We start from the raw sequence: 26,287 nt of genomic DNA, 5'->3' as shown, positions 1-26,287 counted from the left end.
TTCATAAGAGCAAGCTCTTAATCCATTCGCTCGACTTGCATGTATTAGGCACGCCGCCAGCGTTCATCCTGAGCCAGGATCAAACTCTCCAATAAAGTTAGTTTGTCTAGCATCTAAAATAAAAATTGACGTTTCACGTTGTTTGTTTCGTTCAGTTTTCAAAGAACTACTTAGTCGCTCATTTGCGACTTCCTTATGTTAACATCTTCATTTTTCAATGTCAACTAAGTTTTTTAATTTCTTTTTTGTCGTTTTCTGCGTTTCCGCATCAGCGACGGTTATTAATATATCATGCAGTATATACAGGGTCAATACTTTTTATAAAAAAATTTCACATCCCGTTAAAAACTTAAAAACCGCTGTAAAAATCATTATAGCATCCATTCATTCTTGGCTTTCCTCCTATTCATTTCATATCTTATCTCTTTATCAATTTACACGAGAGTGAAAATTCTAAATTTTATGTTATATTATTAGTATAGGAGCGTGGTGAGAATGAGCATTAAGTATTCAAACAAAATCAATAAAATCCGGACCTTTGCATTAAGTTTAGTATTTATCGGCCTCTTCATTGCATACTTAGGTGTCTTTTTCCGCGAAAACATTATTATTATGACAACGTTTATGATGGTTGGCTTTTTAGCTGTTATCGCTAGCACTGTCGTTTACTTTTGGATTGGTATGTTATCTACTAAGACTATCCAAATTATTTGTCCAAGCTGTGATAAGCCAACCAAAATGCTCGGCCGTGTCGATGCATGTATGCACTGCAATCAACCTTTAACACTAGATCGAGATCTAGAAGGAAAAGAATTTGATGAAAAGTATAATAAGAAGAGTTATAAATCATAAGTATCAAGGGAAATACGAATTTGCAACAATACAAACGTTTCAACTCATTAAAAAGTTGATTTCTTAAAAAATCAACTTTTTAATTGTTTTATTAAATTTATTACACCTATTTTTTCGAAATAACAGTAAACATCCCTGTCATATTAGGCGAATAATCTTTAAAATCATATTTTTCGTAGAATGATGTTTTACCTTGCGACGCAAACAAACCAATGAATGCTTTATCTGGAGTATTCCCATTTAAGTATTCTACTAAAGTATTCATTATTTTCTTTCCAATACCATTCTTTTGATAATCTGGATGAACCACTATATCTTGAATATAGAAATAGATAGCCCCATCACCAACAATTCTCCCCATGCCGATGATTTGATTATTATCCTTGACTGTTATACAGTAAATCGAATTTTGAAGTGATATTTCCGCCACCTCAAAGTTCATATAGTTAGTCCATCCCACAGAATCACATAAATATTTATATTCTTCCAATGTTGGAATGTTATTTTTAATCTCATATTTCTTCAAAATGTCCCCTCCAAGAATTCATTTCCACCAATACAAAGTAAATTCGACAAACTTTTATCTAACCCTTCTTACTAACTTAGCACTGTAAATCCCGATTAACCTCACGCTAATCCTTATATAATAAAGAAAGAGGCTGACGTATAGCCGTCAGCCTCTTTCTTTATTATATATTACGCCTTATGACACTCTGGACAAACGCCATAAATTTCTAAGCGATGACTATTGATAACGAAGCCTGTCGTTTTCGCAGCTTCCTCTTCCAGCTTTTCCAAGCCTCCATAAGGAAAATCAACAATCTTACCACATTTTTCGCAAATCACATGATAATGTTGACTTGTAACATAATCAAATCTACTTGAAGCGTCTCCATAAGTTAATTCCTTTACAAGTCCAACCTCTTTAAACACACGTAAGTTATTATAGACAGTTGCAACACTCATATTTGGAAACTTACCTTCTAATGCTTTATAAATATCATCCGCTGTTGGGTGCGTCATTGATTCCACAAGGTACTCTAAAATAGCATGACGCTGTGGAGTAATGCGTACACCCGTATTTTTCAGCATTTCTAGCGCTTCTTTTAATTCTTCTTTGACCACCGTCATGCACCCCGATTCTATACGGATTATTATTTTATAATTCTTATAAAGAGTGTACTCCTTTTCTTATAAATCGTCAATATTTCTACTATAAGTATGTAGTTTATTTTTATATTCAGGACTTGTTTTTATGTATCTTTCCCTTTTTTCTTCATATATTCCATAGAAAAAAGTGCGACATAATCGCACTTGGAATACTATCATCTGAGGAGGTATGCCCTACACTTCCACTTTATGTAAGGCAGTAAAATATGTATAGACACTTGCCTTGTTTCTGCATATTTTATCTCCAATGTAGATTTATTTTATATAAGAAAGAACATCCTCAATATGTCCTTTCACTTTCACTTTACGCCACTCTTTTACAAGTTCACCGTCTTTATTAATAAGGAATGTAGAACGCTCGATTCCCATATACTCTTTCCCAAAGTTCTTTTTTAACTTCCAAACATCGTATAACTCTGCTACTTTATGATCTTCATCTACTAAAAGTGTAAATGGCAATTCATGTTTCTCAATGAATTTCAAATGTCTATTCGCTGAATCAGGACTTACTCCAAGAATAACCGTATCCTTCTCTTGAAATACTCCATACGCATCACGAAAATCACATGCTTCAGTTGTACATCCTGGCGTCATATCTTTCGGATAAAAATAGAGAACTACATTTTTACCGCGGAAATCAGCTAGGCGAACTTCTTCTCCGTTACTTCCCTCTAATGTGAATTCTGGTGCCATTTCTCCTACTGTAATCATAGTTATCACTCCTACTCTTTTCCTTTACTATAACAAATGCTTCCTTATTTTTCATTGTCTATTACAGACCTCATCACAAAAGCAAAAGGGAGTGTATATCCAATTAGCGCTTCTGCGATTGCAATCCATCGCCCAATTCCAATCGGAGATATGTCACCATATCCAACAGACAATAGAGTAACTGCGCTAAAATATAAACAAACTTCGACGAGTTGAAAAGAATGAGCGTTCAAACTTTCTCCGTCCTCTTTCAAAACTGCGAAACCCATTTCCTCTAATACAACGTAACTTAATCCAAATGCGATTAGTACTGTTGTATAGATTAAAAATAATGTGGCCAAATTATAGAGCGAAAAAAAACGCGTTGAATCCGAATAGGAACTCCATAATAATTGGACACTTTTCAAAATAGCGATTGCTGCAATTAATAGAATAAATCCCCATAACATGTCCTCCACCTCATTTTATATGTATGAGGTGGAGAACTGATTTATCCCTTAGAAACGAACAAGCTTCTATAATTAATTACCCGCGCCACGATACCTTTTTACCCCTTGATTCCAGAGGGTGATTGCAATCGTAAAACAGATAACACCAACAATTGGCGTCGCAAATGCATAACTATTCCATTCTGTTTTTCTTAAAAAGTATGCCGCTGGATATACTCCAACAAACGCAAACGGTAAAACAAACGTTAAAATGAAACGAATTACACGATTATAAATATTAACAGGATAGCGCCCGTAATTACCTATGTTATACATAAGAGGCATAATTGAACTTTTCGCATCCGACCAAAAACCAAGGCTCGCCAGCGTAACAAATATCCCTCCATATACAAGTGCTCCTCCTCCTACCATCAATATAAATAAGAAGAAATCATACCAGTAAAAAGATAATTGTAACTCCACAGCTGCATATCCCATTACAACAATCCCTGTAATAGCTCCAATTAAAGATTCAAGTTCCATTCTTTCTAATATAATTTGAAATAGGCTATGGATCGGCCGCGTTAATACACGATCCATCTCCCCTTTAATAATGTATCGATCATTAAAATCCCATATATTAAAGAAAGCTGAAAAGATGGCAAATGGTACTAAAAAGAAACCATAAATAAAGATTACTTCTTCTCGACTCCATCCCTTCAATGCTTGTGTATGCCCAAATACAACGAGAATAAATATTAAATTAACTGCTTGAAGCGATAAATCAGAAAGTAAACCAACGATAAAATCGCCTCGATACTCCAATTTTGTTTTTATATATTGACTTGCATATTGTAAAAATAAGTTTATATATAGCATCTCATCATCCCCCTTGTACAATTAGACGTTTTCTCGCCGTTCTCCACATGAGTACAATTGGAATAATAAGTACAATCGCCCAAATCACTTGAAATACTAAAGCCTCATACAACTTACTCCCCTGTATACCTTCAGAAAAAATCATACTTGGAATATAACTAATAGCCTGAAACGGTAAAAACATCATTGCTTTTTGGGCCCATAGCGGATAAAAACTAATTGGTAATAATAGACCTGAAAATAAATCAATAACAACGCGTTTTGCATACATAATCCCACTATTATTAAATAGGAAAAACGTAAGCATTCCCGTCATTAAATTAATTTGTGTATTAATAATAAAACTAAATATTAAAGATAAGAAGAAATATAACCAAGTTTGAAAATTTGTTGTAATTTGCAACGAAAATAATAACGTAACGATAACCATGCCTGGAATGGAAAAGAAGGCAAAACGGAATATTCCCTCGCCAAGACCTTGCATAACTTTCATTCCCAAATAGTTATACGGACGAATTAATTCTACAGCCACACGTCCTTCTTGAATCTCCATCGCAATTTCCCTATCTATATTATTAAAATAGAAGGCACGTGCCATCCACGCGATTGCGATATACGTGGTCATTTGCGAAATAGATAAACTTTCAATATTCTCTTTTCCGCTATAAATTGCTTGCCATAAAAAATAGTAAGCACCTATATTAATCGTATAAATTAAAATCCCGCTATAGTAATTTGTACGATACGCAAGCATCATTAAAAAGCGAATTCGAATCATTTCAATATACTTACCCATGCGTAATACCCTCTTCATAAATGTTACGAATAATTTCCTCTGTAGACACTTCGTTAATTTTTAAATCTTTAATTTGAAAGGCTTGTACTACTTTAGAAATAAGCATTGAAATAATAACTTCTTCATTCGGAATTTTTGCAACCCATGCATTTTCCTCTTTTGCTTTCGACCAAACGACATGATTATCTGGCATAACCATTGATAAAGCCTGATAGGAAACTGGTGCAACAAACTGAAAGTGAATTTCCTTCTCCGCTCCCCACTGCGTACGAAGATTATTTAAAGAACCGTCATACATAATATTTCCTTCATCCAGCATGATAACGCGCTCACATAAAGCTTCAATATCAGTAATATCGTGTGTTGTTAATAAAATTGTTGTTTTATAACGTTCATTCATTTCTTTTAAAAATTCACGTATTTTCAATTTCACAAGTACATCTAACCCAATTGTTGGCTCATCTAAAAATAATAACGGTGGATTATGAATTAAGGCTGCCGCTAATTCACAACGCATCCTTTGACCAAGAGATAATTTTCGAACTGGTTTATCTAATAAGGGCCCTATATCTAACGTTTCAATTACGTGCTCCATATGCTCCTTATACTGAGCGTCTGATACACCATACACTTTCTTTAATAAACGAAACGATTCTTGTACTGCAATATCCCACCAAAGTTGCGAACGCTGTCCAAAAACAACACCAATTGTTCTTACAAATTCTTCTCTTTGTTTATGTGGGTTCATTCCATTTACTGTGATTTGCCCTGATGTCGGAGTTAAAATCCCCGTAAGCATTTTAATTGTTGTTGATTTACCAGCACCGTTCTCACCGATATAACCAACCATTTCACCTTGCTTTACAGTAAAAGATACATCATTTACTGCTGGTACTATTTTATAATTACGATTTAATAAATCGCGAAATGCACCCTTTAAGCCCGGACGACTTGAATAGGCTGTAAACTCTTTACGTAACCCTTGTACCTCAATTACCGATTTCATAATCGGACCCCCCTCCTAAATGTCACAACGAATAGTTTACCCAACTGCCTTCGCTATCACAAACAATACGTCTTTTCGAAAAACATGTTAGAATAATACATAGATTTTTGTAAGGAGATGAATTGTAGTGAATTTCACAAAGTCAGAAGCATTACATAAAGAAGCTTTAGAGCATATCGTTGGCGGTGTTAACAGTCCTTCTCGTTCTTTTAAAGCAGTTGGCGGCGGCGCTCCTGTTGCTATGGAACGTGGGAAAGGCGCTTATTTCTGGGATGTAGACGGAAATAAATATATCGATTATTTAGCAGCATACGGTCCTATTATTACTGGACATGCTCATCCGCATATAACAAAAGCAATTACAACAGCTGCTGAAAATGGGGTACTTTATGGAACACCAACAGCGCTAGAGGTAAAATTCGCAAAAATGTTAAAAGAAGCAATGCCTGCATTAGATAAAGTCCGTTTCGTAAACTCTGGTACAGAAGCAGTGATGACAACGATTCGTGTTGCTCGTGCTTATACAGGTCGCACAAAAATCATGAAATTTGCTGGTTGTTACCACGGTCATTCTGATTTAGTACTTGTGGCAGCTGGATCTGGCCCTTCTACTTTAGGAACTCCTGACTCAGCTGGCGTACCACAAAGTATTGCACAAGAAGTTATTACCGTTCCATTTAACAATGTAGAAACTTTAAAAGAAGCTTTAGATAAATGGGGTCATGAAGTAGCAGCTATCCTGGTAGAACCGATCGTTGGAAACTTCGGTATTGTAGAGCCTAAACCTGGATTCCTTGAAAAAGTGAATGAACTTGTTCACGAAGCTGGCGCACTAGTAATTTATGATGAAGTTATTACTGCTTTCCGCTTTATGTACGGCGGTGCTCAAGACTTACTTGGTGTTACACCTGACTTAACAGCGCTTGGTAAAGTTATTGGCGGTGGCTTACCAATCGGTGCTTACGGTGGTAAGAAAGAAATTATGGAACAAGTTGCTCCGCTTGGACCTGCATACCAAGCTGGTACAATGGCAGGAAACCCTGCTTCTATGGCATCAGGTATCGCTTGTCTAGAAGTACTTCAACAAGAAGGGCTTTATGAGAAATTAGATGAACTTGGTGCAATGCTTGAAAAAGGAATTTTAGAGCAAGCAGCGAAACATAATATCGACATTACATTAAATCGTCTAAAAGGGGCTTTAACTGTATACTTCACAACTAATACAATTGAAGATTACGATGCCGCACAAGATACAGACGGTGAAATGTTCGGTAAATTCTTCAAGCTTATGCTTCAAGAAGGAGTTAACTTAGCACCTTCTAAATACGAGGCATGGTTCTTAACTACAGAACATACAAAAGAAGATATTGAATATACAATCGAAGCTGTCGGCAGAGCATTTGCTGCCCTAGCAGACAATAAATAATCCCGTCATTAAAAGGAAAAAAGAAAGCTCACCTTTCTTTTTTCCTTTTTTCTATTTCATAAATTACGTATTAATAGTATAATTATTCATAATTATCTGTTTTATATTCTTTTACAGCATTACTATCTCTGTGTACAAGGTGATTTGCGCCTTAAATAGTAAGATTATTCTAACTTTTAAAAGAGGGGGGATTGACGGATGCTCAATAAAAAAAATACATGGACACCGTCTTTATTTCGAGATTATAGAAATGCAGAACATGATGCGTGTGGAATCGTTTCCGTTATGGAGAAACGAAAAATTGCTACAAAAGAAAACATTGACCTTTGCATACAATCACTCGTCAAAATGAATCATAGAGCTGGTTTCATTAATGGCGAGGGCGATGGCATCGGCATTCACATTGATATACCAAAAACACTTTGGAATGAAAAACTAAAAAGTAGCGGATATAATCCAACGATTGTGGATCATCCCCACTTTATCGTTGGACATTTTTTTCTAAATAAAAAAGAAAACATTACTGCCTTAAAAGATTATATTCGTACGCAATTAAACAACAAAAACTTTACTATTATTTTCGAAAGTGACGATGCAACAAACTCAGATGCGCTCGGTCCACTTGGTAAACAAGAAGAACCTTTATTTTGGCAAGTTGCCCTTATCGCAGAAAACGAAATTATAAATATTGAGCAAACATTATTTTCTGTCACAATAAAAATAGAGGAAAACGAAGCAATTCATGTTGCTTCATTAAGTCATGATCATGTTGTATATAAAGTTCTAGGTGCTGGTGATACGCTTGTTGCCTACTATAATGATTTACAACATCCGCTTATCGCTTCAACTATGACATTAGGACATAACCGCTACTCTACTAATACATTATCTAATTTTTTTCGTGTACAACCATTTAGCATTCTCGGACATAATGGTGAAATTAACACAATTGCGAAATTACGCGATCAAGCTGAAATGATTGATGTACCACTTACTGCAGGAGGCAGTGACTCTCAAGATTTAAACCGCACCTTAGAAACCCTACTTGTTCAATACGGCTACAGCTTATTTGAAGCAATGGAAATTCTATTCCCACCAATTATTAATGAAATTAAACTTTATGAAACACCTTTACAAGATTTATATACGTATATACGTGAAGCATGGGGACATTTTGCACAAGGACCAGCTGGCATCATTTCCCGTTTTAAAGATGAAGCTGTTTTCAGCGTTGATTCCCTTGGATTACGCCCAGTATGGAAAGTAGAGACAGAGAGCTCTTATATTTTCTCTTCTGAACCTGGAGTTGTATCACCAACTAAATATGTAGCAGAACCAAAACCACTCGCTCCTGGAGAAAAAGTCGGATTAAAATGGAATGAACAAGATGAACTTGTTCTTTATGAATATGACAAATATCAAATCCAAGTATATAACCGTTTTAAAAAGCGAATTGATACTACCAATTACCATTTAAATTTATCTATCCCTGAAACGAAAAAAATCCAAGGGCTATGTGATTCTGTTCAAGTTGAAACGAAAGAATACGTCGCTTTCGGATGGGACCGAGAACATATTCAACTTCTTGAACAGATGGCAACAAAAGGCGTTGAGCCAATACGCTCACTTGGGCATGACTCACCACTTGCCGCACTCGATACTGATAGACGAAATATCGCTGACTTTATTAAAGAAAGTGTAGCTGTTGTTACAAACCCTGCAATTGACCGTGACCGTGAAATTGAACACTTCTCTACACGTACTGTACTTGGAGAGCGTCCAAGTTTATTAAGCGGCGCAAAACGGCCATTTGTAGTTGAAATGCTTTCACCAATTATTTTAGAAGGCAGCGTGGCACAACCTATTGCAGAGGAATTACACACAATTACGTACGAACAACTCATAGAGCTATTTAAGACTCATAACTCTATCGCCACAATCTCTGCTACATTCAGCTCGTCAGAAACTCTGCAATGCGCATTAAGCCGCATTAGTTCTGAAGCGATAGCTGCTGTTAACAATGGCGCTTCCCTACTAGTATTAGATGACGCAAAAGCCCATCTAAATGAACGATTGTGGATTGATCCACATTTAGTTACCGCTAAAGTACATCAAGCATTAAGTGAAAATAAATTACGCCGCAATTGTTCTCTCGTTATACGTTCTGGTGCTCTTCGCTCCTTACATGACATTGTCACGCTATATGGATTAGGAGCAGATGGTATTAATCCATATTTATTATTCGCGACTGTAAATGATGGAACAAAAACACCAATTACGAATCTATATACTGCACTTAATAAAGGATTAGAAAAAGTCATTTCAACAATTGGAATTCATGAGTTACGTGGTTACGGACGTCTCTATTCATCTATTGGATTACATGAAGAAATCGCAAATATATTACAGATTACAAATTTCTTCGGTTCAAATGATTTAGCCTTTTCACTTGAATCACTTGTTGAAGATGCAAAAATACGAGCAGAGGATTATAACAATCCTAAAATTAGAATGCGAAAATCATTTCATATATTCCCGCGAATTTGGAAAGCAATCGGCGATGTTGCAAAAGGAAATTCTTATGATGATTACCGTGACAAGTTAAGTGAACTAGAAGAGAATAATCCAATCGCAATCAGACACCTTGTTCAAACGAAACAAACAAAACATGTCGTTCCAACTGAAGAAGTATCTATCGGCATCAAAAATCATAATTTACCATTTATTATTAGTTCTATGTCATTTGGTTCTCAAAACGAAATTGCCTTTCGCGCATATGCAGAAGCAGCCGATCAGCTAAATATGATTAGCTTGAACGGTGAAGGCGGCGAAATTAAAGATATGATTGGAAAATATCCACATACACGTGGACAACAAGTAGCATCTGGGCGATTTGGAGTAAATGCCGAACTACTAAACTCATCAAACTTAATTGAAATCAAAATCGGTCAAGGCGCAAAGCCTGGGGAAGGTGGGCATTTACCTGGTTCAAAAGTGACAGCCAAAATCGCTGAAGCACGTAATGCGACAATCGGCTCAGATTTAATTTCGCCTTCTAATAACCATGATATTTATTCAATTGAAGATTTAGCTCAAATGATTACAGAAATTAAAACAGCTAATCAACTTGCCAAAGTAGCCGTGAAAGTCCCTGTTGTTCCTAATATCGGAACAATTGCTGTCGGTATCGCCAAAGCTGGCGCTGATTTTATTAACATTAGCGGATTCGATGGCGGAACAGGCGCTGCACGTATTCACGCATTGCAGCATGTAGGTCTCCCTGTAGAAATTGGTGTTAAAGCCGCTCACAACGCTTTATTAGAAGCAAGCATGAGACATAAAGTAGAGATTTGGGCAGATGGTGGTATTCGAAGTGTAAATGATGCCTTGAAAATCATGCTCCTCGGAGCAAACCGTATTGGATTTGGCACACTATCAATGATTGCAATCGGCTGTACTACTTGCCGTGGGTGCCATCTAGATACTTGCCATGTTGGAATTGCGACACAAATCGAGTCTGAAGCACAAGCAAAAGAACACGGGTTACGCCGCTTCGTCCCACGCGAATTAGAAAGCGCAGTTGCTGGCCTGCTAAATTTATTCACCTCTTTCGGTGTAGAACTAAAACGATTAACAGGACAGCTTGGTTATACAAATTTACAAGCAATTGTTGGGCGTTCTGATTTATTAGAGCAAGTTCGAGGCGAAAATTTATTAAACTTACGTAATTTACTACAAATAATAGAACATCCATCTGTTACAACAACAGAAGGCGTATCGGAAAAACAATTTAAGACAGTTCATTCCGCTGACTCAAAAGAATTGGTAGGCGTTGGTGTAGAGCAACGCGTTATGGGTGGTCTAGAATCATGTTATCGCGTTCGCAGTAAACTATATGAAGCTACTCAACTTGAACCACTTACATTAAAGTATACGAATGGTTCTATTCCCGGAAATGGGTTAGGTGCTTACAATAGTGAAAATTTATTTATACACGTAAATGGCGGCGCACAAGATGGCATTGGTAAAACTTCCTTTGGTGGTGGGATTTATATAACGAAATCAAAAGGAAAAGACGGAGTATATTATAACGGTTCTGTCGGAAAAGGATTTGGATATGGTGCACAAAAAGGGGCACTATACGTACAAGGGAACGCTGATGCTCGCGCTGGCATTCGCCTTTCTGGGGCAGACATGATAATTGGAGGTAGAATAACAAAACCACTCCGTGAAAAAGAGCAAGGAAATATAGGTGCATACTCCAATATTAAAGGTTTTGCTTTTGAATATATGACAAACGGGCGAGCGCTTGTTTTAGGTGACCCTGGTCCATGGATTTGCGCTGGCATGACTGGCGGTGTTGTTTATTTGCGTCGTGATTCAAACTTAGGCTTAACAGAACAGGCCTTAAAAAGAAGAATCGCAAAAGGCGCAAATGTTACATTACAACCAATTAGTAAAAATGGTTTGAAAGATGTAACTGAATTATTGCTAGACTATATTCGTGTACTAAACGAGCACGAGCAATATGAGGAAGTTGCTTTGTTAACACCATTATTAGATGATATACAGAACAAGTTTTTTGAGATTATCCCGAAAAAAGAACAGGCAGATCCATCTATCTCAACAGAGTAAAATGAGTAATTTTCATTATTAAGAAAAAATTGACGAAGTACGCTTCTCATAGTAATCTATAGTAACAATTTGAGACCTGCTGAAATTCAGCAGGTTTTTTTACTAAAAACTGATGTTTAAAAGGAATTAGGAAAAATTATAAAGTGAAACTTTAATTAGCCTACACCAATCGGACGTTTACCGGCATCCAGCTTCTGAATTTTGAGGCGCGAATCTTACTACTCACAATTAGCGGGATAAAATGAACACTAATTTCTTTTAACGTCACTAAAATATCACTTGCTAACATATTGTAATGAATGTATAGTATCATGTTGTACATTCATTATGACAAGAGAAAGGATCTTATTAAGGGTATGAAACTTGGTGCTCGCATTTTAAAAACGGGTATTGCCATCACGTTAGCTTTATTTGCTTGTATTTTACTTCAATTACCGAGTCCGGTATTTGCGGGAATTTCAGCTATCTTTGCTGTTCAACCGTCTGTATACCGTTCTTATTTAACAGCACTTGAACAAATTCAAGCAAATGTAATTGGTGCGATATTTGCTATCGCATTTGCTACTGCTTTTGGACATAATCCTTTTATTATTGGATTAACATGTATATTAGTAATTGCTCTTACATTACAATTACGATTAGAAAACACAATATCAATTGCTTTAGTAACAGTTATCGCCATTATGGAGTATCAAGGCGAAGATTTCTTTAGTTTTGCCTTACTTCGATTTGCGACGATTATGATTGGTATTATTGCGGCTTCACTTGTAAATTTAGTATTTATGCCGCCAAAATATGAAACAAAACTTTATCATCGTATCGTTGATAATACAGAAGAAATTGTAAAATGGATTCGAATGAATAGCAGGCAGGCTTCTGATTTTACAACGCTAAAAACTGATATTGATCGTATGAAAGAAAAAATGATCAAACTAAACCATTACTATTTGCTGTATAAAGAAGAAAGAAGCTACACGAAAAAAGTAAAGTTCGCAAAAATTCGTAAGCTCGTTTTATTCAGACAAATGTTAGCGACAACAAGCCGTGCTTTAAGTACGTTAAAATCATTACACCGTACTGAAAATGAACTGCGCTATATGCCGGAAGAATTTCAGGAATCTATCCAAAACGAACTTGACTCATTAACGCATTATCATGAACAAGTTTTATTAAAATTTATTGGTAAAGCAAAAAAACAACAATCAGTCGAAATGCTTGATGAAGTTGAAACAGGTAAACAAGAATTAATTGATATCTTTATGGAATATCAAAATAAAGACGATGAAGAAGCATATAAAACATGGTTACATCTCTTCCCTCTTATTTCTTCCATCATTAACTATAGTGAAGAAGTAGAGCATTTAGATTTGCTTGTAGATAGCTTCTACACATACCATAAACCAGAAAAAGAACTCCAAATCGATGATAAAAAAGAAGACGAATAAAAAAACAGCTCCTTTTATGCTAAAGGAGCTGTTTCTGTTATATGTTGAAGTTGATATAAATTGTAATAAAATCCTCTTTTTTGCATTAACTCTTCATGAGAACCAGTCTCTTTAATCTCACCGTCTTCAATGTAAATAATCGTATCAACATGCGTAATCGTCGCTAATCGATGTGCAATTATAATCGTTGTCCGGTCAGCAGCTAACGTCTGAAGCGCCTCTTGAATATACCTTTCATTTTCTAAATCTAATGCTGAAGTTGCTTCATCTAATATAAGTACCGAAGGATTCTTTAGAAACACTCGTGCAATTGCCACGCGTTGTCTTTGCCCGCCCGATAGCTTCACACCACGTTCTCCAACGACAGTATTATAACCATCTGGTAAGTCTATAATAAAATCATGAATTTGCGCAGCTTTAGCAGCTGCAATCACCTCTTTCTCTGTAGCCTTCGGGTTTCCATATAAAATATTAGCTCCAATTGTATCGCTAAACAATAAATTATCTTGCAGTACAATTCCAATATGACTACGCAAATTTCTCATATTATACTTTCTTACATCTATGCCATCTACATAAACCGTGCCTTCAGAAACATCATAGAAACGCGGGATCAAACTAGCAAGAGATGACTTTCCTCCCCCACTTGCTCCTACAAGCGCTACTTTCTCTCCAGGCTGCATAGTTAATGACAAGTTGTGTAATATCTCTTTTTCATCTACATTATAACGAAAAGAAACATTGTCAAATACAATTTCTCCATTTAATTTTTTCGTTTGTACCGCATTTGGCACATTAACAATATCGTATTTTTCATCTAACAGTTCAAACACACGGTCCATCGATGCAAAAGATTGTGTTAATGTTGTAGATGAATTAACAAGGCGGCGAAGCGGACTATATAAACTATCCATATATCCAACAAAAGCTACCATCGTTCCTAGCGTTAACTGTCCTTGAATTACTTCATATGCTGCAAAACCAATCACAAGTAACGGACCTAAATCGGTTAACGTATTTACTGCCGAAAATGTTCTTGCCGTCCAACTTGTATGGGTTAATGCTTTCGTTAAAAATTCATTATTTCTTTTTTCAAACTGCTTCCCCTCATACTCTTCTAACGCAAAGCTACGTGTCACTTGCATTCCTTGAATACGTTCATGCAAATACCCTTGCATCGTCGCTAACGCTTGTGAACGCTCTTTCGTCAATTTCCGAAGACGCCCGAAAAAATATTTCACTGCAATTACATAAATAGGTAAAATCAATAACGCAACAAATGTTAATTTTATATTCATAGAAAACATAACAATGATAGCAATAGCAATTGTTGCAGTATCTAACCAGACGTTCATCAAACCAGTAATTACAAAATCTTTCGTTTGTTCTACATCATGGATGACACGCGAAATAATCTCCCCTGTTTTTGTATTGGAGTAATAACGTAAACTTAACTTTTGTAAGTGACCGAAAATATGCTTCCGCAAATCATACAGTATTGTATTTGCGATACGTTGGGCGAAATATTGACGATAATATTCAATCGGTGGTCTTAATACCGCAAAAATAAAGAAAGCAATTCCAATCGCTGTTATTAATTGAGATGTTTTATCTTGAAGTGAGCCAGCGCCTTGAATTACATCATCGATAATATACTTTAATAACCACGGCATAATAAGTGGGATACCGAACTTAACTAGTCCGATAATAATTGTAATAGCAATAAGCCACCGATATGGTTTAACAAATTGTAAATATCTTTTTATGCCTTGCACATAATCCCCCCTCTAATAGGACAAACCTGCCGGGAAGCCCCCTGCAGGTTTGTTTTAATTTCTGTACATTAAATATCGTTCATACCACATATCTACGAAATCTGGTGCAAATGGACCTTTTCTTTGATGAATCCACTGTGTTAAATGTGCTACATTTCGTTTTAAAATTGTATCAATAACAGGTGGATACTGCATAATTTCACTATGTTTTTCATACTCATCTTCATCTAGAAGCGTATATGTCATATCTGGATATACTTTAATATCTAAATCATAATCAATATACTTTAATGCTTCAGGATCATACGCAAAAGGTGAGCTTAAATTACAATAATAATATACGCCATCTTCCCTAAGCATCCCAATCACATTAAACCAATAGTTGGCATGAAAATAGCAAATTGCTGGTTCACGAGTAATCCATGTTCGGCCATCCGATTCTGTAACTACTGTACGATCATTCGCTCCGATTACAAGACTCTGTGTCCCTTTTAAAATTGTTGTTTCTTCCCACATTCTATGAATGGAGCCATTATGTTTATAACTATGTATTTGTACTTTTTCTCCTTCTTTGGGAAATCCCATATATGCTCCCTTCTTTCAACTGCAAATGCCCTTTGAACGGCATTCACTTTTTTTCTATTATAACTTTTTTGTCGAAATTTTAAAACTAAAGGGATAAGACTCTATTTTTCAAACTGAATATGTAGGAGGTTTATCGTTGAATACTATGCCCCCACCGCTTCTTAGGAGATAAAAGGATTGTACTGTATTATTTATAAGCGAGGACATGTAATAGAAAAAGCCCTTCTCTATTTCCATACAAAGAAGGACTTTTCACCTAAAGATAACAATATATCTTATCCTAAATTTGAAATCATTTTTTCAGTTGCAAAAGATTGAATTACACTATTCGTTTGCTCTTCAAATTTCTCATGTAACATCTTCAACGCTACTTCTGTTCTATATATTTCCTGGCGGATAAAATGCAGTTCTTTTTTATCGCACGTATCTTTTTCATTCATTTCAATTTGTTGATACTTCTCTAGATGTGCTTGTAACTTTAACAATTCATCCATCGTTTCTAATTGCTCCCCTACCAACTTATCAAAATCGTTCATTACTTACCCCCTTTTGGACTTATTCATCAGTTATTATTCCTAATTACATAATTCTAATTGTTAACTTCCTTCTCCTTTGACTACATTTGTTGACTTATTAGAAGTTATGTCGTTCGCTTTCTTTTCATTACAACGATCCACGCAAAAAGAAAACACTTCTCCCGAATTAGAGAAGTGTTTTTCTTTCATTACTGATTTGAGCTAGAAGATTGTGATTGTTTTGCAGCTGACTTAGCATTTTGTTTTTTCACAGCATGCACGTCTGTTTCAGTTGCAAATTCTGTACCATAACTAGCGTTTGCACTTTGTGCACCAGAAGCTTGTGCTTTCTTTGCTTCTGATTGTGCGTTTGCTTGTTTTACTGCTTGTACATTTGTTTCAGTTGCAAATTCTGTACCATAACTAGCATTTGTACTTTGAATGCTAGCACCAGAAGTTGCCTTGTTATAACCTTGTTGTTTTTTACTCATCTTTCTCACCTCCACAATCAATAATGTAACCAATTCACTTAGAAGCTATCCGTAATTTTCTTTTGAATAATTTCCGCATATATCTTTTGTTACTTATTCAAACTATAAGAAATGGAGGTGGAAATATGTATATAGGACGCGATATGACTGAACTAACGATGATTTCAAAAAATGAATGGAAAGAAGATGAATTAGCTTATTTTCATCACTCACTACAACAGGTTCTGCCTTATTTAAATGTAGAAGGGCAGAGTATTTACAAAGAAATTGTAGTAGAAATTGAATCAAGAGGCGGCTTACAAGAAGGTGAAGCTAGTTGGACTCATGGGACAAAAATTTCTTACGATTAAAAAAGTGTTCCCTAGATTGGGAACACTTTTTTATTTATTGCATTGTAATTTTCTCCACACAATTTTCATAAATAGTACGGTGTGATTTTGAGAAAGGTAATTGCTCAAACACCTCTTTCGATACAAATTTTAATGTATCTGTATCAACAATATTACCGGTTACTTTTCCGTAAAATACAAATATATCCCAAGTACGATGTGTAAACGTATGTTGTACATTCATTGCGTATTCATCAATAGAAACCTCGAGCTCAAATTTTTCTTTCATATAATCTATAAGCTGTTCCTTCTGATTTCGAATACCTTCTCCAAGTTCAGCATTAGGAAACTCCCACATGTTAGCTAACAAACCTGTACTTGGACGTTTATTAATAACGTAACGACCGTCTTCAGTTTGAAGTACGCCTGCAACAATAGGTACCATTTTAGGAGCTTTCGCTTTACTTTTTACTGGTAATTCTTTTTGAACACCTTCAGCATATCCTCTGCAATGCTCACGCACAGGACAAAGTAAGCACGATGGATTTTTAGGAATACAAATCAATGCACCTAATTCCATCAATCCTTGATTAAAATAAGATGGGTTTTCTACTGAAATAATTTCACGCACAATCTCTTCAAAAACTTTTCGAGTCTTTGGTTTTGCAATATCATCCCATACTGATAAAATACGAGATAATACACGCATAACATTTCCATCAACTGCCGGCTCTGGTATACCATATGCGATACTTAAAATAGCACCTTTTGTATATGGTCCTACTCCTTTTAACTTTTCAATTTTCTTTACATCACTTGGTACAACCCCACCGTATACTTCTTTTACCTCTTTTACTGCCGCATGTAAATTACGTGCTCTAGAATAATATCCTAAACCTTCCCATGCTTTTAATACTTCTTCATCATCTGCGTTCGCTAACGCTTCAAGTGTAGGAAACTTCCCCATAAAATTTGCGTAATATGGTTTTACAGCTTCTACTCTTGTTTGCTGCAACATAATTTCAGAAACCCAAACACGGTATGGATCTTTATTCTTTCTCCACGGTAAGTCACGCTGTTCTTCTTCAAACCAACCAATTAAATCATTTTGAAACTGCTCTATATTAAAATTGTTTAGTATTTCAAGTGTCAAACTTGATCCCCCTCATTTTTTTGCATATAAGTACTATTATAAAGATTTTAGGAAAAAATTTAAGTAAGATGACATAGGAAATAGAAGGCAAAGGACTTGAGGTATCGAATAAAAAGAGTTACATTAATAAAAAACGGAGGTGGATTTCTATGGACACAGCCACTCACCTTGTTATGGGTGTCACTTTAGGTAGCTTAGCAACATTAGATCCAGCCATAGCACAAAGTGATATTGGCCCCCAAGCTGTTATGCTTGCTACAATTGCTGGTTCCAACATTCCTGACATTGACACAGTTCTAAAATTGCGTAATAACGCTAAATATATAAGAAATCATCGTGGGATTACTCATTCTATTCCCGCGGTAATTCTTTGGTCATTCCTTATAAGTGGCATCTCTTTCGCCTTCTTTTCAGAAGCTCCATATCTTCATCTACTACTTTGGTCATTTATTGCCGTCTTTCTTCACGTCTTTGTAGATATTTTCAACGCCTATGGTACACAAGCATTACGACCTTTCACAAAAAAATGGGTCGCACTTGGCATAATTAATACATTCGATACCGTAATTTTCTTTATCCATATACTTGCAATTGCTTGCATGCTCGTCGGTTCTCATAAGGGATATACAGCTTTAGCGGCATATATATTAATGATTGTTTACTATATCGGACGGATTATGATGCACAGAAATATAAGAAGCGTTGTACACAAACGTTTCAAAAATGTCGAAAAGATTATCATTTCTCCTTCTTACCGATTTTATCATTACCATTTAGCAGTCGTTACGGCTGATTATTACTACGTTGCGAGATGGCACCGTGGTAACATCATGATATATGACAAGTTCGATCGGGTACCGTTCCCAGACAACAATATTATGCGAGCAGCTAAACAAGATGAAAACATCTCAGCCTTCCTATCTTTCTCTCCTGTATATCGCTGGGATATTTTTGATCATGACCATTATTATGAAGTACGATTCATTGATTTACGATATCGAAGTAAAGATTATTATCCATTTGTTGCAATCGTTCAGCTCGACCACAATTTAAATATTATTAATTCCTATACAGGATGGATCTTTAGTGAAGAAAAGCTTCGAAAAAAACTGGAATTACTTCCACATTAAAAAAAGCGACTTAAGTCGCTTTTTTTAATGTTTCAAATGATCTTCTTGATTAATTAAATGACTATACTTCGGATTATTTGTCCGCATTTCATGAAGGCGTACACCATGATTATTAATCCATGATCGTACCACTTGTTCCGTCATTTCATCGCCTTGATAACGACCTGATTTTGCATAAGTTGTTTGAAAATCTTCCCATAGTAACTCAACCCACGCACGAGCTTGTGCGTAAGAAAGCTTGTCATTCTTGTCTAATAATTCTTTCGTTAATGTTTCATAAATATCATTCATATTATAATCTCCTTTTACCTATTTATCCCTTCATTTCTAAAGGATAGTTTCTTCAATTTTGCACATTCTATAATTGATACTTCTTAAAAAGGTATCAACCGATAATGAGGAGGGCGTTCGCAATGGGTAAACAAGCCGAATTTTGGTCTGAGTCAAAAAACAACAGCAAAATCGACGGTCAACCGAAAGCGAAATCACGCTTCGCTTCGAAACGACCTAACGGCACAATTAACACGCACCCACAAGAACGTATGCGTGCTGCAAATCAGCAGGAAGAGTAGTACAAATTAAATTAACTTCCTACACGAGGTGATAAAGATGAGCTACCGTGATCGCTTAGATAGTCGTTCTGAATTATTTAACCATACGTGGACTCGTCCAAAACATGCGAAAGCGCAAGTTAACGGACAGACGCAACAAACCCAGTCTCTCATTATATTGGCAAATGAATGTAAAAAACGCCAATTTTAGAATCTCCTATCTCCTTTAACGCCTACCAAAGATGAAAACCAGAGAGATATGTGCTCTCTGGTTTTTATTTTTCTTGCAATAAGGAAATTGGTATGCCAATCTCTTCATTATCATTTTGCTTATATCCCCAAGCAAATACCCCATTGAAATACGTAATTTTAAATAATACACCAGGTTCTTCTACTAATTCATATGTTTCACCAATATGGAACTTGTTTATATCCGTCATATAAGCACGAGCCATTGCCATTTTTCTCATTAATACATCAAATTCATTGACAATCCCAAGCTGCTCAGCTTTTACTGCTTGCTCCTTCAAAGCGCCAATTTCTTCCCTTAGCTCATGCGGTGTCATTTCACTGTAGCGTTTTGGCATATTCATCTTATTCTCCTCATTCCTCTTCGCGTTTCATTTGCAAAAATATCTCGATTTCATCAATAGAGAATCCTTTTCGATATAACGCTTGTTTCATCTTGTTTTCAAATGTCCATCCATCATGCTTCTTATATTTCTCATAATATTTATTCCCATGATAGTGTAACGCTTCTTGTTGCTTTTCGTCATCTTTTTCGTCTTTCAATTCTTCCAAACAAATTTGAATTACTTCTCTAGAATATCCTTTTCGAACAAGCATCTCATCTAACTTTAGTTTCATTTGTAAAAAAGAATGTTTTTGATAAGATTTTTTCTTCTTCTCTATGAGAAACAAGGCATTCTCAATTTGCTTTTCCTTCGGATATTCTTGTAAACTATGTGTAATAATTAAATCCTGAACACCTTTATTTAATAACTCTCTTTTAATAACAGTTGGACCTTTTCGATTCACATTACTTTGCGTTCGCGTATATAAAACAGCATACTCTTTATCATTAATATATCGGTCATGTAATAATTTCGAAACGACTTCAGAGATGATGGCCTGTCCCACTTCTTTTTTTCGTAAAAAATCTTCTATTTCTTGTTTTGTTCTCATTTGATAGGATAAATAGGAGATTGCTTGTAAATATGCTTTTTGTACTTCTTCATTGTACAAAATATTCCCTAACTCGATTTCATCAATTTCTAAGCCCTTTTGTAATCCATGTTTTATTAAGATTACTTGATCCACACTAAATCCGTACTCTTCGCCTTGACCTTTATCAATATAAATATTAAATCGTTCTTTCGATCGTTTTTGTACTTCTATTTTTGTAATGACAGCCATACTCTCACCTCTCTATTATTTTAACATAGTCGAGGAACATTTTTTCTTTTCAAGAATATATATAATGAGGAGGAAATACTTGTGAAAATCGCAATTTCTGGTGGTACAGGCTTTATCGGTAAATCCCTTTCTACTTTTTTTATTCAAAAAGGATATACTGTTTACATTCTCACACGAAAAAAAACTACTGAAACTTCCGACCCTAACCTTCAGTATGTTCAATGGACACCAGATTTACAAACCTTCCCCCTCTCTTCTATTGATGTAGTTATTAATCTAGCCGGAGAGTCTATTAATAGTAGATGGACAAAGCAACAAAAGAAAGCCATTTTAAACAGTAGAATTCAAACAACAAAAGGACTCATTAAACAATTGCAGGGACTCCATACAAAGCCACACACATTTATTAACGCAAGTGCTATTGGATACTACGGAACATCTGAAATAGAGTCTTTTACAGAACAGCATGAGACTCCTGGAAATGACTTTTTAGCAAATACAGTATATTCATGGGAACAAGAAGCATCTAAAGCACGTTCTCTCGGAATACGAACAATCTACGCAAGATTTGGAGTCGTATTAGGTGCAAATGGAGGAGCTCTTCCAAAAATGCTACTTCCCTATCAATTCTATATCGGCGGCACCATTGGTTCTGGGAAACAATGGTTATCATGGATTCATATAGACGATGTCGTTCGTATGATGGATTTCATCATACACAAAAAAGAAATTGATGGTCCTCTTAATATGACAGCACCAACACCCATAAGAATGAAGGAATTTGGAGAAAACATTGCAACTATAATGAACAAGCCTCATTGGTTGCCTGTACCTTCATTTATCATTCAAACTTTATTAGGTGAAATGAGCATACTTGTACTAGAAGGGCAACGTGTATTACCCATTAAGGCAATTGAACATGGATACCAATACACATTTCCGGCAATAGACCATGCATTACAAAATATACTTTCGCATACAATGTAGTACTTCTAAAACACAATTTTACATGGGCTCTTTCAAAACTTTCATTTTCTAGGATCCGAAGCATTACCATACAAATAACCTTTCAGTTACTTTCCCTTAACTTCCATTAGCATTATAAAGTAACAGAAATGAGGTACCTATGAAAATATTGCTCAAACAAGCCATTGTATACCCTATTACATCTCAAAAGTTTCAAGGCGATGTACTCGTTACAGGAGAGCGAATTACCGAGGTCAAACCTTTTATTCAACCTACTCAAGATATGACCGTTATAGATGCACGAGCACTCCATCTCTTACCTGGCTTTATTGATGTCCATACTCACCTTGGTCTCTATGATGAAGGCACTGGTTGGGCTGGAAATGATGCCAATGAAACATCTGAAGTTTCAACACCACATATTCGTTCTTTAGATGGAATCCATCCTTTGGATATCGCCTTTCAAGACGCTGTACAAAACGGAATTACAACCGTTCACGTTATGCCTGGCAGTCAAAATATTATCGGGGGGACTACTTGTGTAATAAAAACAGCTGGAACTTGTATTGATCATATGATTATTCAAGAACCTGCTGGTTTAAAGATTGCCTTTGGAGAAAATCCTAAAAAAGTCCATAGTAATGGAACAAAAGAATCCATTACACGTATGGGGATTATGGGGTTACTTCGGGAATCATTCTATGAAGCACAACACTACGGGCACGAAGCTGATTTTCGAATGCTTCCTATTTTAAAAGCATTACGTCGTGAAATACCCGTACGTATCCACGCTCACCGAGCAGATGATATTAGTTCTGCGCTACGCTTTGCAACGGAATTCAACCTCGATCTACGTATTGAACATTGTACAGAAGGACACTTTCTTGTTGAAGAGCTTTCGAAACATAATTTGAAGGTTTCAGTTGGTCCCACTCTGACACGTCGTTCTAAAATCGAACTAAAAAACAAGACATGGGATACTTACCATATATTATCTAAAAATGGTGTGGAAGTTTCTATAACAACAGATCATCCCTATACACCCATTCAATATTTAAATATTTGTGCCGCTGTCGCAGTAAGAGAAGGATTAGACGAGAAAACAGCACTAGAAGGAATCACCATATTCCCAGCGCGAAATTTGCGTTTAGAGGATAGAATTGGAAGCATCGAGGTTGGAAAAGACGCCGATCTCGTGTTATGGACTCATCATCCTTTCCATTATTTAGCCAAGCCTGTACTAACTATGATTGATGGAAAAATAATTTACAAAAAAAATAAAAAAAACTAGTTTATTTTTTTGACTAGATAAAGTATTATACGATTATAAACTGAATGAAACCATAATCAATTTGTGTCGTGATTATCATTTTCAAATTGATGAATGGGGAAGGCAAATGGTGCGCCACCAGCGTTAGAAACTGGTTCTAGTGGGTTCGATTCCCACCCCGAAATTTTTTAAAGATTGATATAAAAATTTCGAGGGTGGGGTGTTTTTTCGTCATGCTACCCTCGTGTGAGGAGGAGTTAGTATGTTGAAAAAACGCGACTTACACGACAGCCACGTTCTATACGAGTTAATGGTGGATCCAGCTGTCTTCCCTTTTGTGCGTCAAAAGGCTTATTCTTATGAAGAATATTTATTCTTAACAAAACAAACGATTGAAGCTGAAGAGCGTGGTGAATTAATTTCACGCACAATTTTAGATGAATGGGGTAACCCTATCGGAACAATTACTTTATTTGATGTGCAAGAAAAAGCTGGATTTCTCGGGACATGGCTTGGCAAACCATATCATGGAAAAGGCTATAATAAATTGGCAAAAGATTCATTTTTTAGTGAACTTTTCTATGAATTAGATATTGAAACAATTTTCATGCGTATTCGTAAAATAAATATTCGTTCTATTAAAGCTGCAGAAAAACTGCAATATGTGAATCTAGCAAACGAAACAAGAAAAGCCGTATATGATGAAATTAACGCAAACGAAGAAGTATATAACTTATATGAAATTCCAAAAGATCAATACACACTTGCTACAATGCGAGATACAACCTTCCAAGATGCTCATCAATTAAAAGAAGCATAATCTAAATTTTCTGAAATGATAATCAATCATTAACATTTTCCATATGCGTATATCCCCTCATGTCTTTGGAAACGATAAATAGTAACTTTAAGACACGAGGTGATTTGTAATGGATAAAAAGAAACGTGATAAAGCAAAAAACACATTATCTAGTACACAAGAAGTTCTCTATCAACGCGAATTTCAAAAAGCAGATCGTGCAGCAGGATATCGCTCGAAAAGCATTTAAAGTGAAAATGAATAATTAGAAGTTTCCCCCCTAATTATTCATTTTCATTACATAATTTTCTCGATTGATAGAAGTAAGCAAAAAAGCCCCTTATACATAATGGGCTTTATTTGCTGTGGACAACTTTATCCACAAAACCAACAGAATTGTTAGTAATTTTCAAAAACATTTAATATTTTTCTATATTAAAGCATATATCAGCTGTTTTAATTGTGGATATTTTTCTAAAAATTGTGGACAATGTGGATATAGTTGTTAATATTCCGACTTTACTGTTTAATGAAAGCGCAATCCTTTTGTGGATAACTGGCTGAATTTTCTTTGAAAATAATAAAGAACCCTCTTTACATATACAAAGAGGGTTTCATATTAAGTAAAAGATTGTGCAAGAGCAGGTGATTTAATAGGTATATGACGCGGTTCTGCATGATTTTCTGCCAAAATTGCATCTACAATATGACCAGCTGGCTCTGGAAGATAGATGCTTTTCATTGCTTCTTTCATTTGAAGAAGCTTCACATCATCTTGTAATAATGCCTCTGTTTTTGCAAAAACCTCACTATCATCGCGAATGACAACTGCTGCTCCCTTTCTTTCAAAGTACATCGCATTTTCATTTTCTTGTCCTGGAACAGGCTTATATAAAATGACAGGTACTTGCAACGCTGCTGCTTCACTTAATGTTATTCCGCCTGGCTTCGTAATCATACAAGAAGTAACACGGAATAATTCATCAATATTTTCAACATACCCAAACACTTTTAATACATCGGAATTTTGCTTCTGTAAACTTAATAAATCCTGTTTTAAAGCTTCATTTTTCCCACAAACGACAACTACTTGTAAATTAGGCACTGACATAAATGATTGGCATAGTTCTTTTACATTTCCTAATACCCCATGAGCACCTGCTACAATTAGTAAAATCTTTTTATTCTTACATAACTGATATTTAGTATATATGATTTCTGGATTTACCTTTAACTCAAAACTACTCCGAATTGGAATTCCTGTTTCAACAATTTGTTCCGCAGGTACACCGATATCAACCATCAATTCTTTCACATGATCCGTTGCAACAAAATAACGATCTACTTCTCGATGAATCCATATTTTGTGCACGCAAAAATCCGTTAATACGTTATAGACAGGAATTGAAATACCTGTTTGTTTCTTCAATTCTGGTACAGCGATAATTGGAAATGTATTAATTACAATATCTGGTTTCTCCACCTGTAATAGTGTTTTCAAACGTTTTCTTCCAAAGTTCGCATACCAAGATGCTATTTTCTTATCATAAATTTTTTCTACCCCGTAATAAAACAAACGATATAATTCTTTTCCTATTGTATAACTTTTTAAATATAGATATTTTGTAATGTCAGTTATAAATGGATGTGATTCTCCAAACAAGTCGCATACAATAACATCTTCAATTCCTTTTTGGCGAAATGTTTGTTCTAATGTTTTTGCTACTTGCACATGACCATTACCGTAATGTGCAGTTAATATTAAAACCTTGGGGTTTTTTATCAAACAAATCCACTCCTAGCTTTTTGTTTCTCCATATTGCATATACGACAATAGGAAAAACATTTTCCTTAAAAATTACATAAACAGATTCTAATAATTCCCTTTCAGCTATGTACCTGTCGTGGATATGCAAAGCATATAAGATTGACCCCTTAATCCTATCTGTGCTCATATCT

At 35.6% G+C, this 26,287-nt stretch carries 28 protein-coding genes and 1 rRNA gene; 12 read left to right on the top strand and 17 right to left on the bottom strand.

Going from position 1 to position 26,287, the window contains the following annotated elements:
- Positions 1–95: ribosomal RNA gene (locus ACTFR3_RS21745) — 16S ribosomal RNA — on the bottom strand; the annotation flags it as partial.
- 400 nt (positions 96–495) lie between these two features.
- On the opposite strand from ACTFR3_RS21745, the gene ACTFR3_RS21740 reads away from it, so the two are divergent.
- Positions 496–852 carry a YgzB family protein gene (locus ACTFR3_RS21740; RefSeq protein WP_000025058.1) on the top strand — a complete coding sequence of 119 codons (357 nt, stop codon included), beginning with the start codon at positions 496–498 and terminating at the stop codon, positions 850–852.
- A gap of 106 nt (positions 853–958) precedes the next feature.
- On the opposite strand, the gene ACTFR3_RS21735 is transcribed toward ACTFR3_RS21740, so the two are convergent.
- From ACTFR3_RS21735 to ACTFR3_RS21705, 7 genes are all read right to left on the bottom strand, one after another.
- Positions 959–1,378 (bottom strand): GNAT family N-acetyltransferase, encoded by a 420-nt coding sequence (locus ACTFR3_RS21735; protein ID WP_000759735.1) that lies wholly within the window; start codon positions 1,376–1,378, stop codon positions 959–961.
- Positions 1,379–1,548: 170 nt separating this feature from the next.
- Positions 1,549–1,977 carry a peroxide-responsive transcriptional repressor PerR gene (gene perR / locus ACTFR3_RS21730; protein ID WP_000237829.1) on the bottom strand — a complete coding sequence of 143 codons (429 nt, stop codon included), beginning with the start codon at positions 1,975–1,977 and terminating at the stop codon, positions 1,549–1,551.
- 300 nt (positions 1,978–2,277) lie between these two features.
- The gene (gene bcp, locus ACTFR3_RS21725; protein WP_000633710.1) at positions 2,278–2,733 is read right to left on the bottom strand and encodes a thioredoxin-dependent thiol peroxidase; all 456 of its coding nucleotides are present in this window, start codon (positions 2,731–2,733) and stop codon (positions 2,278–2,280) included.
- A gap of 44 nt (positions 2,734–2,777) precedes the next feature.
- Positions 2,778–3,182, bottom strand: coding sequence for a potassium channel family protein (locus ACTFR3_RS21720; RefSeq protein WP_000964343.1), 405 nt, complete (start codon positions 3,180–3,182; stop codon positions 2,778–2,780).
- Between the two features lie 72 nt (positions 3,183–3,254).
- Entirely contained in the window at positions 3,255–4,040 is a 786-nt protein-coding gene (locus tag ACTFR3_RS21715) for an ABC transporter permease (RefSeq protein WP_000965773.1), read from the bottom strand.
- A 4-nt stretch (positions 4,041–4,044) separates the two neighbouring features.
- Positions 4,045–4,836 (bottom strand): ABC transporter permease, encoded by a 792-nt coding sequence (locus ACTFR3_RS21710; protein ID WP_000521519.1) that lies wholly within the window; start codon positions 4,834–4,836, stop codon positions 4,045–4,047.
- Entirely contained in the window at positions 4,829–5,842 is a 1,014-nt protein-coding gene (locus ACTFR3_RS21705; protein WP_000843655.1) for an ABC transporter ATP-binding protein, read from the bottom strand. Before ACTFR3_RS21705 ends, ACTFR3_RS21710 begins: the two co-directional genes overlap by 8 nt.
- A 127-nt stretch (positions 5,843–5,969) precedes the next feature.
- On the opposite strand from ACTFR3_RS21705, the gene hemL reads away from it, so the two are divergent.
- The 3 genes from hemL (at position 5,970) to ACTFR3_RS21690 (ending at position 13,348) form a co-directional block, all read left to right on the top strand.
- The gene (gene hemL, locus ACTFR3_RS21700) at positions 5,970–7,268 is read left to right on the top strand and encodes a glutamate-1-semialdehyde-2,1-aminomutase (RefSeq protein WP_001011863.1); all 1,299 of its coding nucleotides are present in this window, start codon (positions 5,970–5,972) and stop codon (positions 7,266–7,268) included.
- 198 nt (positions 7,269–7,466) lie between these two features.
- Entirely contained in the window at positions 7,467–11,903 is a 4,437-nt protein-coding gene (locus tag ACTFR3_RS21695) for a glutamate synthase-related protein (RefSeq protein ID WP_000932762.1), read from the top strand.
- Between the two features lie 356 nt (positions 11,904–12,259).
- Positions 12,260–13,348 carry an aromatic acid exporter family protein gene (locus ACTFR3_RS21690; RefSeq protein WP_000765787.1) on the top strand — a complete coding sequence of 363 codons (1,089 nt, stop codon included), beginning with the start codon at positions 12,260–12,262 and terminating at the stop codon, positions 13,346–13,348.
- 14 nt (positions 13,349–13,362) lie between these two features.
- Here ACTFR3_RS21690 and ACTFR3_RS21685 read toward each other — a convergent pair whose 3' ends face one another.
- From ACTFR3_RS21685 to ACTFR3_RS21670, 4 genes are all read right to left on the bottom strand, one after another.
- Positions 13,363–15,123, bottom strand: a complete 1,761-nt coding sequence (locus ACTFR3_RS21685; RefSeq protein WP_001161599.1) for an ABC transporter ATP-binding protein — start codon at positions 15,121–15,123, stop codon at positions 13,363–13,365.
- A gap of 54 nt (positions 15,124–15,177) precedes the next feature.
- A complete protein-coding gene (ntdP, locus tag ACTFR3_RS21680; protein ID WP_000506622.1) occupies positions 15,178–15,708 on the bottom strand; it encodes a nucleoside tri-diphosphate phosphatase in 531 nt (176 codons plus the stop codon).
- A gap of 275 nt (positions 15,709–15,983) precedes the next feature.
- Positions 15,984–16,244, bottom strand: a complete 261-nt coding sequence (locus ACTFR3_RS21675) for a YgaB family protein (RefSeq protein WP_000997575.1) — start codon at positions 16,242–16,244, stop codon at positions 15,984–15,986.
- A gap of 188 nt (positions 16,245–16,432) precedes the next feature.
- Entirely contained in the window at positions 16,433–16,714 is a 282-nt protein-coding gene (locus ACTFR3_RS21670) for a gamma-type small acid-soluble spore protein (RefSeq protein WP_000039035.1), read from the bottom strand.
- Positions 16,715–16,839: 125 nt separating this feature from the next.
- Here ACTFR3_RS21670 and ACTFR3_RS21665 point away from each other — a divergent pair, with 125 nt between their 5' ends.
- Positions 16,840–17,064: a hypothetical protein gene (locus ACTFR3_RS21665; protein ID WP_000275436.1), complete on the top strand. Its 225-nt coding sequence runs from the start codon at positions 16,840–16,842 to the stop codon at positions 17,062–17,064.
- 34 nt (positions 17,065–17,098) lie between these two features.
- On the opposite strand, the gene mutY is transcribed toward ACTFR3_RS21665, so the two are convergent.
- On the bottom strand, positions 17,099–18,196 hold the full coding sequence (gene mutY, locus ACTFR3_RS21660) for an A/G-specific adenine glycosylase (protein WP_000171397.1): 1,098 nt from the start codon (positions 18,194–18,196) through the stop codon (positions 17,099–17,101).
- A 149-nt stretch (positions 18,197–18,345) separates the two neighbouring features.
- Here mutY and ACTFR3_RS21655 point away from each other — a divergent pair, with 149 nt between their 5' ends.
- A complete protein-coding gene (locus ACTFR3_RS21655; RefSeq protein WP_000379135.1) occupies positions 18,346–19,326 on the top strand; it encodes a metal-dependent hydrolase in 981 nt (326 codons plus the stop codon).
- Positions 19,327–19,350: 24 nt separating this feature from the next.
- On the opposite strand, the gene ACTFR3_RS21650 is transcribed toward ACTFR3_RS21655, so the two are convergent.
- Positions 19,351–19,617, bottom strand: coding sequence for a YfhJ family protein (locus ACTFR3_RS21650; protein ID WP_000998166.1), 267 nt, complete (start codon positions 19,615–19,617; stop codon positions 19,351–19,353).
- Between the two features lie 122 nt (positions 19,618–19,739).
- Here ACTFR3_RS21650 and ACTFR3_RS21645 point away from each other — a divergent pair, with 122 nt between their 5' ends.
- The gene (locus ACTFR3_RS21645) at positions 19,740–19,898 is read left to right on the top strand and encodes a small, acid-soluble spore protein K (protein WP_000517891.1); all 159 of its coding nucleotides are present in this window, start codon (positions 19,740–19,742) and stop codon (positions 19,896–19,898) included.
- Positions 19,899–19,935: 37 nt separating this feature from the next.
- Entirely contained in the window at positions 19,936–20,088 is a 153-nt protein-coding gene (locus tag ACTFR3_RS21640; protein WP_000122093.1) for a YpzG family protein, read from the top strand.
- A gap of 64 nt (positions 20,089–20,152) precedes the next feature.
- On the opposite strand, the gene ACTFR3_RS21635 is transcribed toward ACTFR3_RS21640, so the two are convergent.
- Together ACTFR3_RS21635 and recX are read right to left on the bottom strand one after the other, a co-directional pair.
- Positions 20,153–20,470: a YfhH family protein gene (locus ACTFR3_RS21635; protein WP_001057020.1), complete on the bottom strand. Its 318-nt coding sequence runs from the start codon at positions 20,468–20,470 to the stop codon at positions 20,153–20,155.
- Between the two features lie 10 nt (positions 20,471–20,480).
- The gene (recX, locus tag ACTFR3_RS21630) at positions 20,481–21,293 is read right to left on the bottom strand and encodes a recombination regulator RecX (RefSeq protein ID WP_000268502.1); all 813 of its coding nucleotides are present in this window, start codon (positions 21,291–21,293) and stop codon (positions 20,481–20,483) included.
- Positions 21,294–21,374: 81 nt separating this feature from the next.
- Here recX and ACTFR3_RS21625 point away from each other — a divergent pair, with 81 nt between their 5' ends.
- From ACTFR3_RS21625 to ACTFR3_RS21610, 4 genes are all read left to right on the top strand, one after another.
- Complete coding sequence (locus tag ACTFR3_RS21625; protein WP_000684382.1) at positions 21,375–22,280, top strand: TIGR01777 family oxidoreductase; 906 nt, start codon at positions 21,375–21,377, stop codon at positions 22,278–22,280.
- A 139-nt stretch (positions 22,281–22,419) separates the two neighbouring features.
- The gene (locus ACTFR3_RS21620) at positions 22,420–23,550 is read left to right on the top strand and encodes an amidohydrolase (protein WP_000698319.1); all 1,131 of its coding nucleotides are present in this window, start codon (positions 22,420–22,422) and stop codon (positions 23,548–23,550) included.
- Between the two features lie 241 nt (positions 23,551–23,791).
- Positions 23,792–24,349 (top strand): GNAT family N-acetyltransferase, encoded by a 558-nt coding sequence (locus tag ACTFR3_RS21615; protein WP_000914737.1) that lies wholly within the window; start codon positions 23,792–23,794, stop codon positions 24,347–24,349.
- A 109-nt stretch (positions 24,350–24,458) separates the two neighbouring features.
- Positions 24,459–24,578, top strand: coding sequence for a YfhE family protein (locus ACTFR3_RS21610; protein ID WP_000358482.1), 120 nt, complete (start codon positions 24,459–24,461; stop codon positions 24,576–24,578).
- A gap of 369 nt (positions 24,579–24,947) precedes the next feature.
- On the opposite strand, the gene ACTFR3_RS21605 is transcribed toward ACTFR3_RS21610, so the two are convergent.
- The gene (locus ACTFR3_RS21605; protein ID WP_000594693.1) at positions 24,948–26,114 is read right to left on the bottom strand and encodes a diglucosyl diacylglycerol synthase; all 1,167 of its coding nucleotides are present in this window, start codon (positions 26,112–26,114) and stop codon (positions 24,948–24,950) included.
- Positions 26,115–26,287: the final 173 nt, after the last annotated feature.

Origin of the sequence: Bacillus cereus group sp. MYBK14-1 (genome assembly GCF_051916885.1) — a bacterium.
Taxonomy (GTDB): Bacteria; Bacillota; Bacilli; order Bacillales; family Bacillaceae_G; genus Bacillus_A; species Bacillus_A cereus.
Note: the sequence above shows the minus strand (reverse complement) of the source record. Positions and strands in the feature narration are given on the sequence as shown.

What these genes read in the sequence shown, in the direction of transcription:
- ACTFR3_RS21740 (WP_000025058.1), top strand. Translation starts at nt 496, where the DNA reads ATGAGCATTAAGTATTCAAACAAAATCAATAAAATCCGGACCTTTGCA.
- bcp (WP_000633710.1), bottom strand. Translation starts at nt 2,733, where the DNA reads ATGATTACAGTAGGAGAAATGGCACCAGAATTCACATTAGAGGGAAGT.
- ACTFR3_RS21720 (WP_000964343.1), bottom strand. Translation starts at nt 3,182, where the DNA reads ATGTTATGGGGATTTATTCTATTAATTGCAGCAATCGCTATTTTGAAA.
- ACTFR3_RS21715 (WP_000965773.1), bottom strand. Translation starts at nt 4,040, where the DNA reads ATGCTATATATAAACTTATTTTTACAATATGCAAGTCAATATATAAAA.
- ACTFR3_RS21710 (WP_000521519.1), bottom strand. Translation starts at nt 4,836, where the DNA reads ATGGGTAAGTATATTGAAATGATTCGAATTCGCTTTTTAATGATGCTT.
- ACTFR3_RS21705 (WP_000843655.1), bottom strand. Translation starts at nt 5,842, where the DNA reads ATGAAATCGGTAATTGAGGTACAAGGGTTACGTAAAGAGTTTACAGCC.
- ACTFR3_RS21695 (WP_000932762.1), top strand. Translation starts at nt 7,467, where the DNA reads ATGCTCAATAAAAAAAATACATGGACACCGTCTTTATTTCGAGATTAT.
- ACTFR3_RS21690 (WP_000765787.1), top strand. Translation starts at nt 12,260, where the DNA reads ATGAAACTTGGTGCTCGCATTTTAAAAACGGGTATTGCCATCACGTTA.
- ntdP (WP_000506622.1), bottom strand. Translation starts at nt 15,708, where the DNA reads ATGGGATTTCCCAAAGAAGGAGAAAAAGTACAAATACATAGTTATAAA.
- ACTFR3_RS21675 (WP_000997575.1), bottom strand. Translation starts at nt 16,244, where the DNA reads ATGAACGATTTTGATAAGTTGGTAGGGGAGCAATTAGAAACGATGGAT.
- ACTFR3_RS21670 (WP_000039035.1), bottom strand. Translation starts at nt 16,714, where the DNA reads ATGAGTAAAAAACAACAAGGTTATAACAAGGCAACTTCTGGTGCTAGC.
- ACTFR3_RS21665 (WP_000275436.1), top strand. Translation starts at nt 16,840, where the DNA reads ATGTATATAGGACGCGATATGACTGAACTAACGATGATTTCAAAAAAT.
- ACTFR3_RS21655 (WP_000379135.1), top strand. Translation starts at nt 18,346, where the DNA reads ATGGACACAGCCACTCACCTTGTTATGGGTGTCACTTTAGGTAGCTTA.
- ACTFR3_RS21650 (WP_000998166.1), bottom strand. Translation starts at nt 19,617, where the DNA reads ATGAATGATATTTATGAAACATTAACGAAAGAATTATTAGACAAGAAT.
- ACTFR3_RS21645 (WP_000517891.1), top strand. Translation starts at nt 19,740, where the DNA reads ATGGGTAAACAAGCCGAATTTTGGTCTGAGTCAAAAAACAACAGCAAA.
- ACTFR3_RS21640 (WP_000122093.1), top strand. Translation starts at nt 19,936, where the DNA reads ATGAGCTACCGTGATCGCTTAGATAGTCGTTCTGAATTATTTAACCAT.
- ACTFR3_RS21635 (WP_001057020.1), bottom strand. Translation starts at nt 20,470, where the DNA reads ATGAATATGCCAAAACGCTACAGTGAAATGACACCGCATGAGCTAAGG.
- recX (WP_000268502.1), bottom strand. Translation starts at nt 21,293, where the DNA reads ATGGCTGTCATTACAAAAATAGAAGTACAAAAACGATCGAAAGAACGA.
- ACTFR3_RS21620 (WP_000698319.1), top strand. Translation starts at nt 22,420, where the DNA reads ATGAAAATATTGCTCAAACAAGCCATTGTATACCCTATTACATCTCAA.
- ACTFR3_RS21615 (WP_000914737.1), top strand. Translation starts at nt 23,792, where the DNA reads ATGTTGAAAAAACGCGACTTACACGACAGCCACGTTCTATACGAGTTA.
- ACTFR3_RS21610 (WP_000358482.1), top strand. Translation starts at nt 24,459, where the DNA reads ATGGATAAAAAGAAACGTGATAAAGCAAAAAACACATTATCTAGTACA.